The 15725-nt window shown below is 71.0% G+C and carries 13 protein-coding genes; 8 read left to right on the top strand and 5 right to left on the bottom strand.

The genetic code is table 11. The features are described from left to right. Nucleotides 1-60: 60 nt before the first annotated feature. From ACLQ2R_RS28225 to ACLQ2R_RS28190, 8 genes are all read left to right on the top strand, one after another. Nucleotides 61-1365, top strand: coding sequence for an AAA family ATPase (locus ACLQ2R_RS28225; protein ID WP_425963764.1), 1305 nt, complete (start codon nucleotides 61-63; stop codon nucleotides 1363-1365). 158 nt (nucleotides 1366-1523) lie between these two features. Next, entirely contained in the window at nucleotides 1524-2147 is a 624-nt protein-coding gene (locus tag ACLQ2R_RS28220) for an HNH endonuclease (RefSeq protein ID WP_425963762.1), read from the top strand. A gap of 36 nt (nucleotides 2148-2183) precedes the next feature. Beyond that, a complete protein-coding gene (locus tag ACLQ2R_RS28215) occupies nucleotides 2184-3338 on the top strand; it encodes a PP2C family protein-serine/threonine phosphatase (protein WP_425963760.1) in 1155 nt (384 codons plus the stop codon). Continuing rightward, on the top strand, nucleotides 3335-4948 hold the full coding sequence (locus ACLQ2R_RS28210; RefSeq protein ID WP_425963758.1) for a sensor histidine kinase: 1614 nt from the start codon (nucleotides 3335-3337) through the stop codon (nucleotides 4946-4948). Before ACLQ2R_RS28215 ends, ACLQ2R_RS28210 begins: the two co-directional genes overlap by 4 nt. Continuing rightward, nucleotides 4941-5390, top strand: a complete 450-nt coding sequence (locus tag ACLQ2R_RS28205; protein ID WP_425963756.1) for a response regulator — start codon at nucleotides 4941-4943, stop codon at nucleotides 5388-5390. Before ACLQ2R_RS28210 ends, ACLQ2R_RS28205 begins: the two co-directional genes overlap by 8 nt. 387 nt (nucleotides 5391-5777) lie before the next feature. Next, on the top strand, nucleotides 5778-6563 hold the full coding sequence (locus ACLQ2R_RS28200) for a hypothetical protein (protein WP_425963754.1): 786 nt from the start codon (nucleotides 5778-5780) through the stop codon (nucleotides 6561-6563). A gap of 8 nt (nucleotides 6564-6571) precedes the next feature. Further along, nucleotides 6572-8467 carry a fumarate reductase/succinate dehydrogenase flavoprotein subunit gene (locus tag ACLQ2R_RS28195; protein ID WP_425963752.1) on the top strand — a complete coding sequence of 632 codons (1896 nt, stop codon included), beginning with the start codon at nucleotides 6572-6574 and terminating at the stop codon, nucleotides 8465-8467. A gap of 2 nt (nucleotides 8468-8469) precedes the next feature. After that, nucleotides 8470-9231 carry a succinate dehydrogenase/fumarate reductase iron-sulfur subunit gene (locus ACLQ2R_RS28190; protein ID WP_425963750.1) on the top strand — a complete coding sequence of 254 codons (762 nt, stop codon included), beginning with the start codon at nucleotides 8470-8472 and terminating at the stop codon, nucleotides 9229-9231. Between the two features lie 142 nt (nucleotides 9232-9373). Here ACLQ2R_RS28190 and ACLQ2R_RS28185 read toward each other — a convergent pair whose 3' ends face one another. The 5 genes from ACLQ2R_RS28185 to ACLQ2R_RS28165 form a co-directional block, all read right to left on the bottom strand. Beyond that, nucleotides 9374-10795 carry a hypothetical protein gene (locus ACLQ2R_RS28185; protein ID WP_425963749.1) on the bottom strand — a complete coding sequence of 474 codons (1422 nt, stop codon included), beginning with the start codon at nucleotides 10793-10795 and terminating at the stop codon, nucleotides 9374-9376. 116 nt (nucleotides 10796-10911) lie between these two features. Beyond that, on the bottom strand, nucleotides 10912-13404 hold the full coding sequence (locus ACLQ2R_RS28180) for a hypothetical protein (RefSeq protein WP_425963748.1): 2493 nt from the start codon (nucleotides 13402-13404) through the stop codon (nucleotides 10912-10914). 108 nt (nucleotides 13405-13512) lie between these two features. Next, nucleotides 13513-13926: a (deoxy)nucleoside triphosphate pyrophosphohydrolase gene (locus tag ACLQ2R_RS28175; RefSeq protein ID WP_425963747.1), complete on the bottom strand. Its 414-nt coding sequence runs from the start codon at nucleotides 13924-13926 to the stop codon at nucleotides 13513-13515. Nucleotides 13927-13940: 14 nt separating this feature from the next. Continuing rightward, entirely contained in the window at nucleotides 13941-15041 is a 1101-nt protein-coding gene (locus ACLQ2R_RS28170) for a C40 family peptidase (protein ID WP_425963746.1), read from the bottom strand. A gap of 13 nt (nucleotides 15042-15054) precedes the next feature. Beyond that, nucleotides 15055-15723 carry a hypothetical protein gene (locus ACLQ2R_RS28165; protein ID WP_425963744.1) on the bottom strand — a complete coding sequence of 223 codons (669 nt, stop codon included), beginning with the start codon at nucleotides 15721-15723 and terminating at the stop codon, nucleotides 15055-15057. Nucleotides 15724-15725 lie beyond the last annotated feature (2 nt).

Raw genomic sequence — 15725 nt, 5'->3', positions numbered from 1 at the left:
GAGCTGCGAGCACGGCCGGAACACGCGCCGCCGAGCGCGAAACGGAAGAGGGAAGGTGACGTGTACGTCGCACATCTGAAGATCTCCGGCGTGCGCGGCTTCTCCGGCGCCCGCGAGGTGGACCTCGCCTTCGCCCGTCCCGACCACACCTACGCGGGCTGGACCGTCCTCGCCGGCCGCAACGGGGCGGGAAAGACGACGCTGCTCCAGGCCATCGGCCTGGCGATAAGCGGGTCCTGGCTGATGCCCGGCGCCGACGTGGAGGCGTGGGCCGACCCGCCTTCCGACGACCGGCCCCGCATGGTGAGCGTCACGATCGTCCCCGACGAGCACCTCGACGACGCCGGCCTCTTCACCGGTCTTCAGAGATCGATCACGACGACCACCCGCTGGCACCCGGGCCACGGAGTCGGGTGGGAGACCGACGACCGGCTCTCCGGCCCGCCGCGCGGTGGGCACACCGGCCGTGGCTGGCTGTGCGTCGGCTACGGCCCGTTCCGCCGTCTGTCCGGGGGATCCCCGATCAGACGGGGCCACGATCGGCGAGGGCGCCACGACGGCGGGATGAGCACGCTGTTCGACGAGGACGCCGCCCTGACCGAGGGAGTCGACTGGCTGGTCGAGCAGCACCTTCTCCAGCTCGAGGAGAGGCCTGGCGCCGGGCCCCTGCTGGAGAACGTGCTCGCCCTGCTCTCCGACGGCCTCCTTCCCGACGATCATCGGATACGCCGGGTCGACTCCGACGGGCTGTGGGTCGACAGGCGTGGCGAGGAGGTCCCGCTGCGCAGGATGAGTGACGGCTACCGAGCCGTCACGGCCCTGGTGCTCGACATCGTGCGGCAGATGTACCTGGCCTACGGAAGTCTCGGTTTCGGTCAGGTGAACGGGGTGCCCGCACTCACGCATCCGGGAGTCGTGCTGATCGACGAGGTGGACGCGCACCTTCACGTGAGCTGGCAGCAGAAGATCGGCGAGTGGCTGAAGGCCCACTTCCCCAGGATCCAGTTCATCGTCACCACGCACAGCCCCTATGTCTGCCAGAGCGCGAGCCCGGGGGGTCTCATCCGCCTGCCGGGTCCGGACGAGGAGGACTCCGCGCGCGTCGTGGACGAGGACCTCTACCGCCGCATCGTCTACGGCAGTGGCGACGACGCCGTCGTGACGGAGTTGTTCGGCGTGGACTCGGCCTACTCCCCCCGCTCGGACGAGCTCCGCGAAGATCTGGGGGATCTCGAGGTGAAGGTCCTCGACGGGAACGCCACACCCGCGGAGATCGAGGAGTACGAACGCCTCAGCCGGACACTGGCGAGTTCACCCGCCACCCGGGTGCGGGAGGTATCCCAGACCCTCGGGCCCGATTCGTGATCCCGCTGATCCGCGCGTCTCTCTCCCCGAGACTCGCCGACCGGCTCCGGGCGCACACCGATCACCTCCGTGCGCGCTCGGCGGACGGACCCGCGGCCCGCAGCCGGTGGAAGGGCGCATCCACGGACCGATCGGCCCTGCGAGAGGCGTTACGGCCCATGGCCCCGGGGATAGAGCGCTGCATGTACTGCGGGGACAGCCTCGGCACGGCGATCGACCATTTCGAGCCGATCACGCTGGCCCCTCTCCGGGCCTTCGACCGGCTCAACCACTTCCTCGCCTGCGACCACTGCAACAGCAACGCCAAACGCGCGGACTACCCGTGCGACCCGGTGAGCGGTGAGTGCCTGCTCATCGACCCGTCCGTCGAGGATCCCTACGATCATCTCCGGCTCATCCTGCGTACCGGCCGTTACCGGGCGAGAACCCCGAAAGGGGAGGCGACCGTCGCCACCTTCCGCCTGAACCGATGGCAGCTGGAGCGGGCGCGCAGGGACGCCTTCGAACGGTGCGAGGACATGCTCCGCGGCTACGCGCGGCTTCTGGCCGGCGGCGAGCACCAGCGCGCGCTCGGACGAGCAGGCGCCCTTCTGCGGCAACCGCACGCCGACGTGCTGTACGCGATGGTGAGGGCCCTGGAGTCGCCGGGGGTGTCGGCGGTTCTCGACGAGGACGTCATTGAGATCCTTTGCACCCGTTTCGCCGTGCCCGGTTCGTGGCGGGAGACAAATCACCTCACCCAGGCATCCTCAGGACCGGAACGATCCCACTATTCTACGTAGCGTCGAAGGTTCTCCCGATCTCACGAAGAGGCGTCAGTGACCGCCCCCGCCAACGAAACGCTCACGCTTCTTCTCATCGAGGACGATGCGGGCGACGCCTTCCTCGTGGAGGAGCTGCTCGGCGAGGCGGAGCAGCCCCCCAAGATCATTTGGGTGCGGAGCATGGCCGAGAGCCGGGAGCGGCTGACCGAGGACGTGCAGTGCGTGCTCGTGGACCTGTCACTGCCCGACGCGTCCGGCCTGGAGGCGCTGGAGCAGGTGCTGTCGATGGCGCCGCACGCCGCCGTACTCGTGCTGACCGGGCTGAACGACACCCACGTCGGCGTGGAGGCCGTGGCCGCCGGCGCCCAGGACTTCCTGGTCAAGCAGGACGTGGAGGCCCGCCTGCTGGCCAGGGCGATCCGCTACTCGATAGAGCGCAAGCGCGCCGACCTGGCCCAGCGCAGGCTGGTCGAGGCGGAGCTGCTCACCAAGGAGAACTCCCGCCTCGAACGCGGTCTGCTGCCCGTCCCGCTGCTGACCTCGGACGGGCTGGACCACCAGGCCCGCTACCTGCCCGGCCGCAGGCGCGCCCTGCTCGCCGGTGACTTCTGGGACACCGTGCAGAGCCCGGACGGCGCCGTCCACGTGGTGGTCGGCGACGTGTGCGGGCACGGCCCCGACGAGGCCGCCCTGGGGGTCGCCCTCAGGATCGCCTGGCGGACCCTGGTGCTGGCCGGGCACACCGGCAACGAGCTGCTGGGCACGCTGGAGGCGGTGCTCCGCCTGGAGCGCAAGTCCGCGGAGATCTTCACCACCCTGTGCATCGTCACGATCGACCCCGCCCTCGACCGCGCGCGGATGCACGTGGTGGGTCACCCGCCGCCCCTGCTGATCCGCGCCGGGGAGATCGGCGTGGTGCCGGGCACGCCGTCGGGACCGCCGCTGGGCATCTTCAAGGGCGTGGAGTGGACGGCGATCGACGTCCCCCTCGGCGAGGACTGGTCCCTGCTGCTCTACACCGACGGCCTGATCGAGGCCACCGTGGGCGGCGGGCCCGACCTGCTCGGCACCGAGGGCCTGCTCAGCCTCGTCCAGGAGGAGGGCGGCATCGACCTCGACCGTCTCATCCAGCGGGTGATCGAGCTGAACCGCGACGCGCTCAGCGACGACCTGGCGACCGTGCTCATCTCCCGGAGCGCACCCCGATGACCGGCCCCTCAGGCCCCTCGGGCCCCGGCCCCAGCCCGCGCCCGCTCTCGGTGCCCGACTCAGGCCCCGGCGCCCCCCAGGGCCTCGGACGGCTGCCGGTCAGGCGCTGGTTCCTGCTCGCCGGGGCCTGCATCGCGCTGGTCTTCATGATCTCGGCCGTCGTCACGATCAACGCGATCGAGGAGACCCGCGACGCCAAGGAGACCCTGGTCGACGTCGTCGACCCGGCGGCGCTGCGCACCCTGGAGATCACCAACGCGCTGACCTCGCAGGAGAGCTCGGTGCGCGGGTACGGCAGGACCAACGACGACGCCTCCCTGGCGGCCTACCGGCAGGCCGTCCTCGCCGAGAAGGTCGCGCTGGACGCGCTGGACGCGCTGGTCCCCCGGATGCCCGAACGCGAGACGGTCGGCGCGGAGGTCGGGCGTCTGGAGAGGGCCGGGCAGGAGTGGCGGCGCGACTACGCCGAGAAGGTCATCGCCTCGGTGCCCACGCTGAAGACCGAGGCGGCCCGGGTGAACGCCGCCGTCAACGCCACCCGGTTCAACGAGGTCCGCGCGTCCCTGGAGGGGCTGCAGGAGCACCTGAACCGGCTGCACGAGTCCGGTACCGCCCGGCTCGACGCCGGCTGGCAGGCGCTCTACATCGCGCTCATCGGGGTCGCGGTGGCGCTGCTGGTCGCCGGGATCGCCGCGGTGCTCATCGTGCGGTACGCCGTGCTCCGCCCGCTGGCCGAGCTGACCGACCAGGTCCGCGCGGTGTCCCAGGGCGACTTCGACCACCGGCTCGCGGTCGAACGCCCGGCCGAGCTGGCCGAGCTCTCCGGTCACGTCGACGCGATGCGCCGCCGCATCCTGTCGGAGTGGCGGCGGGCCTCCGACACGCAGCGGAAGCTGGAGGACCAGGCCACCGAGCTCAAGCGCTCCAACGCCGAGCTGGAGCAGTTCGCCTACGTGGCCAGCCACGACCTCCAGGAGCCGCTGCGCAAGGTGGCCAGCTTCACCCGGATGCTGGAGCAGCGCTACGGCGACCAGCTCGACGAGCGCGCCAAGCAGTACATCTCCTTCTCCGTCGACGGCGCCAAGCGCATGCAGCTGCTGATCAACGACCTGCTCGACTTCTCCCGCGTCGGCAGGGCCGGCGAGCGCGTCGCGATCGACTCCGGGGTGCCGTTCAAGGCCGCGCTGCACAACCTGGGCGCGACCATCGAGGACGCCGGGGCGACGGTGACCCACGACGAGCTGCCCGAGGTGCGCGGCAACCGGGTCCAGCTCACCCAGCTCTTCCAGAACCTCGTCGGCAACGCGATCAAGTTCCGCGGGCAGGACCCTCCGGAGATCCACGTCGGGGCGCGCCGCGACGGGGACATGTGGGAGTTCTCCTGCACCGACAACGGCATCGGCATCGACGGCAAATACACTGACCGTATCTTCCTGATCTTCCAGCGCCTGCACGGCCGGGACGTCTACGCCGGCACCGGCATCGGGCTGGCGCTCTGCAAGAAGATCGTCGAGTACCACGGCGGTCGCATCTGGCTGGACACCGAGAGGTCCGACCGGCCCGGCACGACCTTCCGCTGGACCCTTCCCACTGGAGAGACCAATGAATGACCTGCGCTGGATCGACGTTCTCCTGGTCGAGGACGACCCGGGTGACGTCCTGCTGACGCGGGAGGCGTTCGAGCTCAACAAGGTCCGCAACAAGCTGCACGTGGTCAACGACGGCGAGCAGGCCATGGCCTTCCTGCGCAAGGAGGCGGGCTACGAGGACGCGCCCCGGCCCGACCTGATCCTGCTCGACCTCAACCTGCCCCGCAAGGACGGGCGGGAGGTGCTCCAGGACATAAAGGCCGACGAGCGGCTCCGCGGCATCCCCGTGGTCGTGCTGACCACGTCGGAGTCGGAGGAGGACATCCTGCGCAGCTACAACCTGCACGCCAACGCCTACGTCTCCAAGCCGGTCGACTTCGACCAGTTCATCAGCGTGGTGCGGCGGATCGACGACTTCTTCGTCACGGTCGTCAAACTGCCCAGTTCCAACCAGCACTACTGAGTCCCCCGTACGGCGTCCGCGAGGGCGCGCGAAGGCGGGGGACGGCGGGCGGGCGGCGTGCGCGCCCCGGGACGGGGCGGGCGCGTGGCCGTCGGGCAGCGGCCCGTCACGGCGGTCTCCACGACCCCCGAGACCTCGCTGTGATCATCCACCCCTTGAGATGTCGCAGGCGGGGAGCCTTGGCTGGCCAACGTGACAGGAATCACACCGGGTCAGTGAAATTGTGAGTGACCCCTCTCACACAAGCCCCGGGCTCCGTCGTAACGTATCCCCCACCAATATGCGCGCGCACGTGTGAGCCGGCGCGACCATGGCCCGACACGTGGCAGAACTGAAACGACCCGGACCCCTGGGCGAGCGGGGTCCGCGGGAGGTGGAGAGGTCTCGATGACCCAGACAACGGCCGAGAGCCCGGCCAGAAGACAGCGTGCGCAGATCAAGGAGCGCACCCTGCGTACGGACCAGTGGTGGCGCTATCCACTGGTCACCTTCATCATCTTCACGGCATTTCTCGTCTACGCCACATGGGCGATCTTCGATAAAAGCTACTTCATGTCCCCGTACCACGCGCCGTTCGCGTCGCCCTGTCTGGCGACGAGCTGCCCGCCGGACGCGCGGCTGTTCGGCCTGGCCCCCTTCGGCGACTGGTACACCCTGCCCCCGGGGCTGCTGATCCTCGGCCTTCCCGCGGGGTTCCGCTTCACCTGCTACTACTACCGCAAGGCCTACTACCGCGGCTTCTGGCTCTCCCCGCCGGCGTGCGGGGTGAACGAGCCGCACAAGAAGTACACCGGGGAGTCCCGCTTCCCGCTGATCCTGCAGAACGTGCACCGCTACTTCTTCTACGCGGCCATCCTCATCGGCCTCGTCCTGGCCTACGACGCGGTGAAGGCGCTGATCGAGAAGCCGGGCGGCCTGGGCACCTGGATCCTGATCGCCAACGCGGTCCTGATCAACCTGTACACGCTCTCGTGCCACTCCTGCCGGCACATCACGGCCGGGCGCCTGAACCACTTCTCCAAGCACCCGATCCGCTACCGGGCCTGGGGCTTCGTCTCCAAGCTCAACGCCAGGCACTCGCAGCTCGCGCTGATCTCCATGTTCTCCGTCATGGGCGCCGACCTGTACGTGCGTCTGGTCGCCAAGGGCATCATCGCCTTCTCGTTCGCATAAGGATCACTGTGGAAATCGAGCGTCACGAATACGACGTCGTCGTCATCGGCGCCGGCGGTGCGGGCCTGCGGGCGGCCATCGAGGCCCGCCAGCAGGGCAAGCGGACGGCGATCGTCTGCAAGTCGCTGTTCGGCAAGGCGCACACGGTCATGGCCGAGGGCGGCGCCGCCGCCGCCATGGGCAACGTCAACAGCGACGACAACTGGATGGTGCACTTCCGCGACACCATGCGCGGCGGCAAGTTCCTCAACAACTGGAGGATGGCCGAGCTGCACGCCAAGGAGGCCCCGGACCGGGTCTGGGAGCTGGAGGCCTGGGGCGCGCTGTTCGACCGCACCAAGGACGGCAGGATCAGCCAGCGTAACTTCGGCGGGCACGAGTACCCGCGGCTGGCCCACGTCGGCGACCGCACCGGCCTGGAGCTGATCCGCACGCTGCAGCAGCGCGTGGTCGCGCTCCAGCAGGAGGACGAGCGGCTGCACGGCGACGCCGAGGCGTACATCAAGGTCTTCCAGGAGTGCACGGTGACCCGCCTGCTCCAGGACGCGGGCGGCGCGATCTCGGGCGCCTTCGGCTACTGGCGGGAGAACGGCAAGCTCATCCTGTTCGACGCCCCGGCGATCGTGCTGGCCACCGGCGGGATCGGCAAGTCCTACGTGGTCACGTCCAACTCCTGGGAGTACACCGGTGACGGTCACGCGCTGGCCCTGCTGGCCGGGGCGAAGCTGATCAACATGGAGTTCATCCAGTTCCACCCCACCGGGATGGTCTGGCCCCCCTCGGTCCGCGGCATCCTGGTCACCGAGTCCGTCCGCGGCGACGGCGGTGTCCTGAGGAACTCCGAGGGCAAGCGGTTCATGTTCGACTACATCCCCGAGGTGTTCAAGGACAAGTACGCCACCTCCGAGGAGGAGGCCGACCGCTGGTACGACGACCAGGCCAACAACCGCCGTCCCCCGGAGCTGCTCCCCCGCGACGAGGTCGCCCGGGCGATCAACTCCGAGGTGAAGGCGGGCCGCGGATCACCGCAGGGCGGCGTCTACCTGGACGTCTCCACCCGCCTGCCGGCCGCGGAGATCATCAGGCGGCTCCCGTCGATGCACCACCAGTTCAAGGAGCTGGCCGACGTCGACATCACGAAGGAGCCGATGCAGGTCGGCCCGACCTGCCACTACATCATGGGCGGCGTCGAGGTGGACGCCGACACCGGCGCCGCGGCGGTCCCCGGCCTGTTCGCGGCCGGTGAGGTCTCCGGCGGCATGCACGGCTCCAACCGGCTGGGCGGCAACTCCCTGTCCGACCTGCTGGTGTTCGGGCGGCGCGCGGGCGCGGGCGCGGCGGCGTACGTGGACGCGCTGGCGGCCCGTCCGGCGATCTCCGAGGAGAGCGTGGCGAGCGCGACCGCGGAGGCCCTGGCCCCGCTGGAGCGGGCCGGCGAGAACCCCTACGAGGTCCACCACGAGCTGCAGCGGACGATGAACGAGCTGGTCGGCATCATCCGCAAGGCCGAGGAGGTCACCGAGGCGCTGGAGGGGGTGGAGAAGCTCAAGGAGCGGGCCCAGGGCGTGGGCGCGGCAGGCAACCGGATCTACAACCCGGGCTGGCACCTCTCCCTCGACCTGCGCAACATGCTGCTGGTCTCGGAGTGCGTGGCCAAGGCCGCGCTGCTGCGCGAGGAGAGCCGCGGCGGCCACACCCGCGACGACTTCCCCGTCATGTCGCCGGAGTGGCGCACCAGGATCCTGCGCTGCGGCCTGAGCGCGGACGGCTCCGGCGTCACGGTCGAGGAGCAGGTCCAGACCCCGATGCGGGACGACCTCATCACGCTGTTCGAACGTGACGAGCTGAAGAAGTACATCACCCAGGAAGAGCTGGCCGCCTTCGACGCGCTGGCCAAGGAGTAACCATGAGTTACAAGGCGAAGTTCCGCATATGGCGGGGCGAGGGCGGCGAGGGCAAGCTCGAGGACTTCACGGTCGAGGTGAACGAGGGCGAGGTCGTCCTCGACATCATCCACCGCCTCCAGGCGACCCAGGCCCCCGATCTGGCCGTCCGGTGGAACTGCAAGGCCGGCAAGTGCGGCTCCTGCTCGATGGAGATCAACGGCAGGCCGAAGCTCGGCTGCATGACCCGGATGTCCACCTTCACCGAGGACGAGACGATCACCGTCACGCCCATGCGGACGTTCCCGGTGATCAAGGACCTGGTCACGGACGTGTCGTTCAACTACCAGAAGGCCAGGGAGATCCCGTCCTTCACCCCTCCGGCCGACGTGAAGCCGGGCGAGTACCGCATGCAGCAGATCGACGTCGAGCGGTCCCAGGAGTTCCGCAAGTGCATCGAGTGCTTCATGTGCAACAACGTCTGTCACGTCATCCGTGACCACGAGGAGAACAAGCCCGGCTTCGCCGGTCCGCGCTTCCTGATGCGGATCGCCGAGCTGGACATGCACCCCTACGACGTGGCCGACCGCAAGGACTCCGCCCAGGAGGACCACGGCCTGGGCTACTGCAACATCACCAAGTGCTGCACCGAGGTCTGCCCGGAGCACATCAAGATCACCGACAACGCGCTGATCCCCATGAAGGAGCGCGTCGTCGACCGCAGGTACGACCCGCTGGTCTGGCTGGGCAACAAGATCTTCAGGCGTCCCGGCTCGAAGAGCTGACCCGCTCCACCACCGCACGACGGCGCCGCCCGAGGGAAGGTCTCCTCGGGCGGCGCCGTCGTTGAGCGGTCAGGGTGGGATCGGGGAGCGGCCGGGCCGGGTCAGGAGGAGCGGCGTGGGATCGGGGAGCGGCCGGGCCGGGTCAGGAGGAGCGGCGGAAGAGGCCGCGCCTCTTCTTGCCGGTGCTCTCGCCCGGGCCGCCCTCGTCCGTGCCAGGGGCCGGTCCGGTGCCCTGCCCCTGGAGCGGGTAGACCGCCGTCGCGGACGGCTCCTGGACGGGTCGCTCCCCGGGGGCGCCGGAGGTGTCCCCGGCGTCCCTCGGCTCGGGCCCGAAGGGCCGGGGGGCGTCCTGAAGGCCGTCGGCGAAGGGCCGGTCCTGCGCGGAGGCACTGCCGGGAACATCGTGAGACGCGGGGCCGAAGGGCTTGAAGTCGTCCCGCGGAGCGTCCTGGAAGCTCCCCGAGGGCCCGCCGGAGCCCATGGCGCCGCGAGGCGGCTCCTGCGGGAACGGCGCCCCGGGGAACGCGGCCTCCCCGCGGGGGAAGTCCCTCTCGCCGGGCCCGGGCACGGACGACGGGGGGCCCTGGAACGCGGCCGCCGGGCCGTGCGGGTCGGGCGGCCCGGCCGGGCCGGTGACGGTCCTGCCGTACGGGTCGACGTACCCGCCGGGCTGCCCGTAGCCGGGGGCCGGCATGTAGGCCGTGCTCTGCTCGTAGCCGTGGGGGTACTGCTCGGGGGCGTGGCCCTCCGGGTAGGGCGGGCCGTACATCTGCATGGGGACGAGGCTGATGATCGGCGCGTACGCCGTGCCGGACTGGTAGTGGGCGGGGACGAACGCCGATCCGGCCGGATACATCATGGGGTCCATCGCCTCCCCGCGCCGGCCCGCCACGCGGGGACCGGCCCGGCGGATCGCGGCGGCGTGGGCCAGGCGGCGCAGCCTGCCCTCGAAGATCAGGACGGCGAACAGCACCAGCAGCACCAGGATCAGCGCCGGGATGCCGAGCTGGCGGCTCAGCGTGGCCCCGTCGAACTCGGAACCCGCGTTGCGGATCTCGTACACCGCCCCCGAGGCGCCGTCGTCGAACGTGGCGGTCTCGCTCGGCGTGGCGGCCGGGGGCGGGGTGGCCTCCGGGGTGGCCTGCGGCGAGTTGGGCGGGAACTGGACGTCCTGCTCCTCGGGCCCCTGGGTGGGGGGCGCCTGCGTCACCGGAGGGGGGTCGACGGCGGGAGGAGGCGTGGTCTGCTGGACCGGCGGGGGCTCCTGGACCGTCTCCTGCTGTTGCTGTTGCTGCTGCGTGGGGGTGGGCTTCGGCGCCTTCGTCTTCTTGGGCGGGACGATCACCGTGCTGGTCACGGTCTTCTGCGGCTCGGGGGGTGGCTCCTCGGTGATCGTGACGGTGACGATCGGAGTGGGCTCCTCACAGATCCCAGACGGGTCCACGTCACATCCGGGGATCTCCGACGGGCTGGCGAGCACCGTTCTGACCGTCGCACCGGCCGCCGGGGAACCGGCGAGCGGCACCACGACGAGCAGAACGGCACCGCTGAGCCCCAAGGACATCACAACGGCGGAGACAGCTGCCCTGCGCCGCACTGGCGTCACCGGTGTCCTCCACGCAATCAACCACGAATACGTCAAGGAAATACTAGTCGGGCAAAGTAACAGTAAACCGTGTTTTACAAAACAGAACGAGATCGACGGCGGCGCTGGATCCGCCTCTGCAGCCAGAGTAGGCCGAGGAGTGTCGCCACCGCCAGGGCGACCACCGGCAGGCCGCCGATCCCTGTCAGCGACGAACTTGACTCCGCCATCGGCCGCGGCCGGCCGTCCGGAGCGCCCAGGTCCTGCGGGAGGGGGGCGCCCTGCGGCGCGGCCGCCTGTACGGAGCCCTGCGCGCCGGCCGGGAAGGGACCCGCGGGCGGCAGGCGGAGCTGGGAGCCGTCCACGGTGCCGGGCATCTGGAGCGTCCCCGCCATCCCCATGGTCATCGGCGGCATCTGACCCTGCTGGGACGCCTGAGGTCCCTGAGGTCCCTGAGGTCCGTGGACTCCCTGCGGCGACATGCCGGGCATCTGCATGCCCGGCATCTGGGCTCCTGGCATCTGAGCTCCCGGCATCTGAGCTCCCGGCATCTGCCGGCCGGCTCCGGCCTGACCGGCCGAGCCGGGGCCGATCATGGCCGGCCCGTAGCCCGGCTGACCGATGCCGGGGTGGCCCGTCGACGGGTGCCCCGGCCCCATCGGACCGCTCATCGAACCGCCCGTGAGCCCACTCGCCTGCCGTCCGGCCTGCTTCCGTCCCGGCCCACCCGGCTGCCTGCCGGTCATCGGGGCGCCCATCCCCGGGGGCAGCGCCCCGAGTTGCCGGATCATGTTCTGCGGCAGGCCCTGCGGCATTCCCGGACCGGGGAAGACCGGCCGGCCGACGGGTCGCTGACCGGTGATCGGTGACCGGCCGACCACGGGTCCGGTCCGCGCCGCGTGCGCCCCGGCCCGCCCGGTCGCCCGCTGACCGCTCATCGCGCGTCCGGGACCGGCCGGGCGCGCCGCTCCCTGGCGAACCGTCCCGGCCCGGCCGGTGGATCGCTGCTGCCCGGCGACCCCGCGCACCGCACCGGGAGTCATGCCGGGGTCGAGGGCCGGGTTGTTCGCGTTCTCACCGCCCTGAGGCGTGGCGGGGGTGACGGGCGTCCTCGCCGGTTGCCGCCCGGTGGCCGGAGCCGTACCGGTCATGCCCGGTACCCCGGGCCGGCCGGCCGTCGCTCCGGATGTCCCCGCGGTCCCGGGTGCCGCGCCGGGGCCGGCGACGCTCACCCCGGGCGCGCCGGTGGTCGTGCCGCTCGGGGTGGAGGCGGTGCCGGGCGTACCTCCTCCGGGCTGCGACGCTCCGCCGGGAGCGACGGCGCTCACACCGGGCCGTCCCCCGGGAACGCCCGGACCGCCGGCCACCACGCCCGGTGCCGGGTTCCCCGGGACCGTCCCGGCGCCCGTACCCGGCGCGACCGGACGAGGCCCCGGGGTCACGGGGCGTCCCACCAAGGCGTCGAGCAGGGCCACCAGTACGCGCTGGTCGGCCTCGCCCACGTTCACGGCCGTCACGTTCTGCGGCGCCGCGGCCTGCCCGGCGCCGGGAGGGGGCGTGGGAACCGGGCGGGCCGCATCGGGCGCGCCGATTCCGGCGGGCGCACCCGCGCGGCCGGGCACCGGGACGGTCCTCGTTCCCTGACCGGGAGCGATCGCGGCCACGGGCGCCTCGGGAGCGCCCGGGACACTCCGGTCCCTGGCCGTACCGGTCGACGGGATGCCAGGAGTTGCGAGGGACCCGGGAACCGCGCGCGACGGCGTACCGGGAGCACCGGGCACCGGCCGTGAAGGCGAACCGGGGGTGCCGGGCACCGCGCCCGGCGACATGCCCGGAGCGCCTGGGGTGCCTGGGGTGCCTGGGGTGCCTGGAGCCGTACCCGACGACATGCCGGGAACCGCGCCTGACGGCGAACCGGGAATCGTGAACGACGGCGAACCGGGAGCACCGAGGGCCGTGCCCGGCGATGTGCCGGGGGCCATGCCCTGAGCGGGACCCGCCGTGATGAGCCGGAGTTCCCCCACCGGACGGGTGAGATCCATCCTGTCGTAGCGCGACACCGTGCCCCGCGCCTGTCCCTGTTGTCCCTGCGTCTGCCCTCGTACCTGCCCCTGCGCCGGGCGGATCGGGCGCCCCTCCGGGAGCCTGACGAGGCCCCGCGCCTGCTGCGTCACCGTCGCGCCGCCGGGCGCGCGCATCCGCGCCACCGCGGTCACCATGATGTCCCGCGCGTACGCGGGCACGTCGAGCAGGACGTCGACCGAACCGCCCCGCGCGGGCAGGTCGCCGAGCCGGCAGACCGCCACCCCCCGGGGAATCGGTACCGGCGATGTGACCTTCATCGGGCACAGGACCCCCCTGAGCGCCCAGGGCGGAGCCGTGGCGACCGCCAGCCGGGCGCCGGTGCCCGGCCCCTCAAGCCTGATGCGGAACGGGACGAGCTCGCCGGTACCACGATCCTCCGGCGCCGTACGGGAGTCCGCGGCGGAGGCCAGGTCGTAGGAGGGCCGCACCGGTTCGTCCCTCTGGACCGCGTGCACCCCCGTGGCGCCGCCGAGGACGAGCACCCCCGCTCCGACTGCTGACACGATCCGAGTACCACGCCACCATCTGGTCACCGCATATCTCCGTTTCCCCGAGTGAGGGCGCGCGACATCGCCACGTCCAGTAGCAGTTATGTCACGCCACGGAGTCGATCAATCCATATTGAACCGATCTTGCCCATCGTTGAGACGACCTTGTACCGCCCGGACGATGGGAAGATCCGCCGGAAGCCAGGCGACGTCGTAGAGTTCTTCCTCGCTCAACCAGCGCAGATCCAGGTGTTCCCTGGCCTCCGGCCTGCCCTCCGCGATGGCCGCGATCCAGACACGCAGAACGTAACCACCGGCCAGCGCCCAGTCGCCCCCGACCCGCTCGCCCACCTCGATCAGGATGCCCAGTTCCTCCTGGCACTCCCTGACCAGGGCCGCGTGCTCACCCTCGCCGGGGTCGACCTTCCCGCCCGGCAGCTCCCAGCCCCCGGCCAGCTCGGGAGGGTCGGCGCGCTGGGCGGCGAGCAGTCTCCCGGCGCCGTCGACGATTGCGGCGCCCACAACGACTTTTTCCATGACACCCGATTGTGTCAGCCCTGCTCCTTCAATCTCAGTTGCTCGAGAATCTGGGGGTTTTGCAGCGGCCGGGTGTATCCCACGATCCCGACGCGGTCCCGGTAGGTGGTGACCTTGATCGGCCCGCACAGCCGGCACCTGGCCTCGACCATCTTGCCCGGCGAGACCACCATGCCCACGTGCCCGGGACGGTCGGGCCCCGTGCCGGGGCCGGAGTTGAAGAAGACGAGGTCGCCCGCCTGCTCCTCCCCTGCGGGCACCCGCACGCCGAACGGCCACTGGCCGAACGTGGTACGCGGGATGGTCAGGCCGACGCTCCGGTAGGCCATGTAGATGATGCCGGAGCAGTCGTAGCCCGCCGGCCCGGTGCCGCCCCAGACGTAGGGCTTGCCCCGCTGGGCCATCGCGTACTCGAGGATCGCGGCCACCGTGTCGGTCGGCGCCTCCTCCACCAGGGTGTCGTCGCAGCTCTCGTCGGCCTCGGGCGGCGTGGTGACCTCGCCGTCCTTGGCGTACCTGCCCGCGATCTCCATGACCTGGTCGACGTACCACCAGGCCCGGTTGTAGACGAACAGCGCGCGGCGCACATCCTCCGGCGCGCCGTTCCGCTTCAGCATCTTCGCCGCGCCTAGGATGGCGTCCGCCGGGTTGTACACGTCGGCCCAGCCGTCTCCGTCGCCGTCGGAGGCGTAGCCGTTGAACGTGGAAGGGATCTTGATTTTCGCCTTGCCGCCCCACGTGCTGATGAGGAACTGCATCGGCCCGGCGGCACCGGCGTAGTTGACGCCGCTTTGCACGCCCTGGAGCGTGGAACGCCCGTGGTCGGTCTCGCGCTTGCCGACCCCGGCGAGCACGTTCCACTGCACGCCGATCTCCTTGCCGTGCTCGCGGTAGAGCTTCAGGTACTTCTCGGGGATGTCGGAGGTGGCCGTCTCCGACTCGTCGCCCACGGTCTGCGCCGTCTCCCGGCAGGCGGCCTGGGCCTCCGGGCCGCTGATCGACGGGAACGACGGGAAACCGCCGATCATCATCATCGGCGCCATGACGAGCGTCATCATGCAGAGTGCGGCGACCCCGAGGATCAACGCGAGGCGGACATGCCTGTTCTCCCTCATACGACCTCGCCGTTCATCCGTTGCCGCCGGTCTCCAGGGGCTGGTCGTCTCCCTCCTGGCCGGAATCGGCCGGCTGGAGGTCGTGGACCCGCCATTCGGCCCCGGCCTGGACGAGCGTGACCGCGTACTCCGCCGTTCTCTGCCGCGTCCCGCTCCTGGCCGTGACGTTCTGGCTGCCCACGACGACGAACACCACCGAGGCGCTGTCGATCTGCCGGATCTCCTTCACCCGCGCCGTCCCGACCGAGACGACCTGGTCGGCCTTGTTCGCCTCGATGGTGCCCGGCGAGGTCACGGTCCGCAGCAGCACGCCCGAGAACTCGGCCGTGGTGTAGCCCCTGAGGCGGTCGCCGTAGACCGCCGGGTCCTCGTCGTAGCCGAAGGTGCCGTACTCGGCGGTGAAGCGCCGCGCGTAGTCGGCGGCGGCGGCCAGCTCCTGCCTGCTCATCGGCAGGTAGGAGTAGACGTCGAACGGCGCGTCGCTGGCCGTCGCCGCCGGTCGCGCCGGCTCGGCCGGCTCCCGTTCCCCCTCGGTCACGGTACGGGTGACACCGGCCGGGTCCGCCCGGCCCTCCGTCCCGTCACCGGGAGCCGACTCCATGGTCAGGTAGACGCCCACCGCGGCGAGCAGTCCGACCAGCACCGCGAAGACGACTCCCCGCCGGTTGCCCAGCTCGGCCATCG

Source organism: Streptosporangium sp. DT93, assembly GCF_049844535.1.
Classification (GTDB): domain Bacteria; phylum Actinomycetota; class Actinomycetes; order Streptosporangiales; family Streptosporangiaceae; genus Streptosporangium.
This window is presented reverse-complemented; position numbering and strand designations above follow the sequence as displayed.

Excerpts from the sequence above, each read along its gene's own strand:
- ACLQ2R_RS28220 (WP_425963762.1), top strand. The coding sequence starts at position 1,524 with ATGGCCCCGGGGATAGAGCGCTGCATGTACTGCGGGGACAGCCTCGGC.
- ACLQ2R_RS28210 (WP_425963758.1), top strand. The coding sequence starts at position 3,335 with ATGACCGGCCCCTCAGGCCCCTCGGGCCCCGGCCCCAGCCCGCGCCCG.
- ACLQ2R_RS28205 (WP_425963756.1), top strand. The coding sequence starts at position 4,941 with ATGAATGACCTGCGCTGGATCGACGTTCTCCTGGTCGAGGACGACCCG.
- ACLQ2R_RS28200 (WP_425963754.1), top strand. The coding sequence starts at position 5,778 with ATGACCCAGACAACGGCCGAGAGCCCGGCCAGAAGACAGCGTGCGCAG.
- ACLQ2R_RS28190 (WP_425963750.1), top strand. The coding sequence starts at position 8,470 with ATGAGTTACAAGGCGAAGTTCCGCATATGGCGGGGCGAGGGCGGCGAG.
- ACLQ2R_RS28185 (WP_425963749.1), bottom strand. The coding sequence starts at position 10,795 with ATGTCCTTGGGGCTCAGCGGTGCCGTTCTGCTCGTCGTGGTGCCGCTC.
- ACLQ2R_RS28175 (WP_425963747.1), bottom strand. The coding sequence starts at position 13,926 with ATGGAAAAAGTCGTTGTGGGCGCCGCAATCGTCGACGGCGCCGGGAGA.
- ACLQ2R_RS28170 (WP_425963746.1), bottom strand. The coding sequence starts at position 15,041 with ATGAGGGAGAACAGGCATGTCCGCCTCGCGTTGATCCTCGGGGTCGCC.
- ACLQ2R_RS28165 (WP_425963744.1), bottom strand. The coding sequence starts at position 15,723 with ATGGCCGAGCTGGGCAACCGGCGGGGAGTCGTCTTCGCGGTGCTGGTC.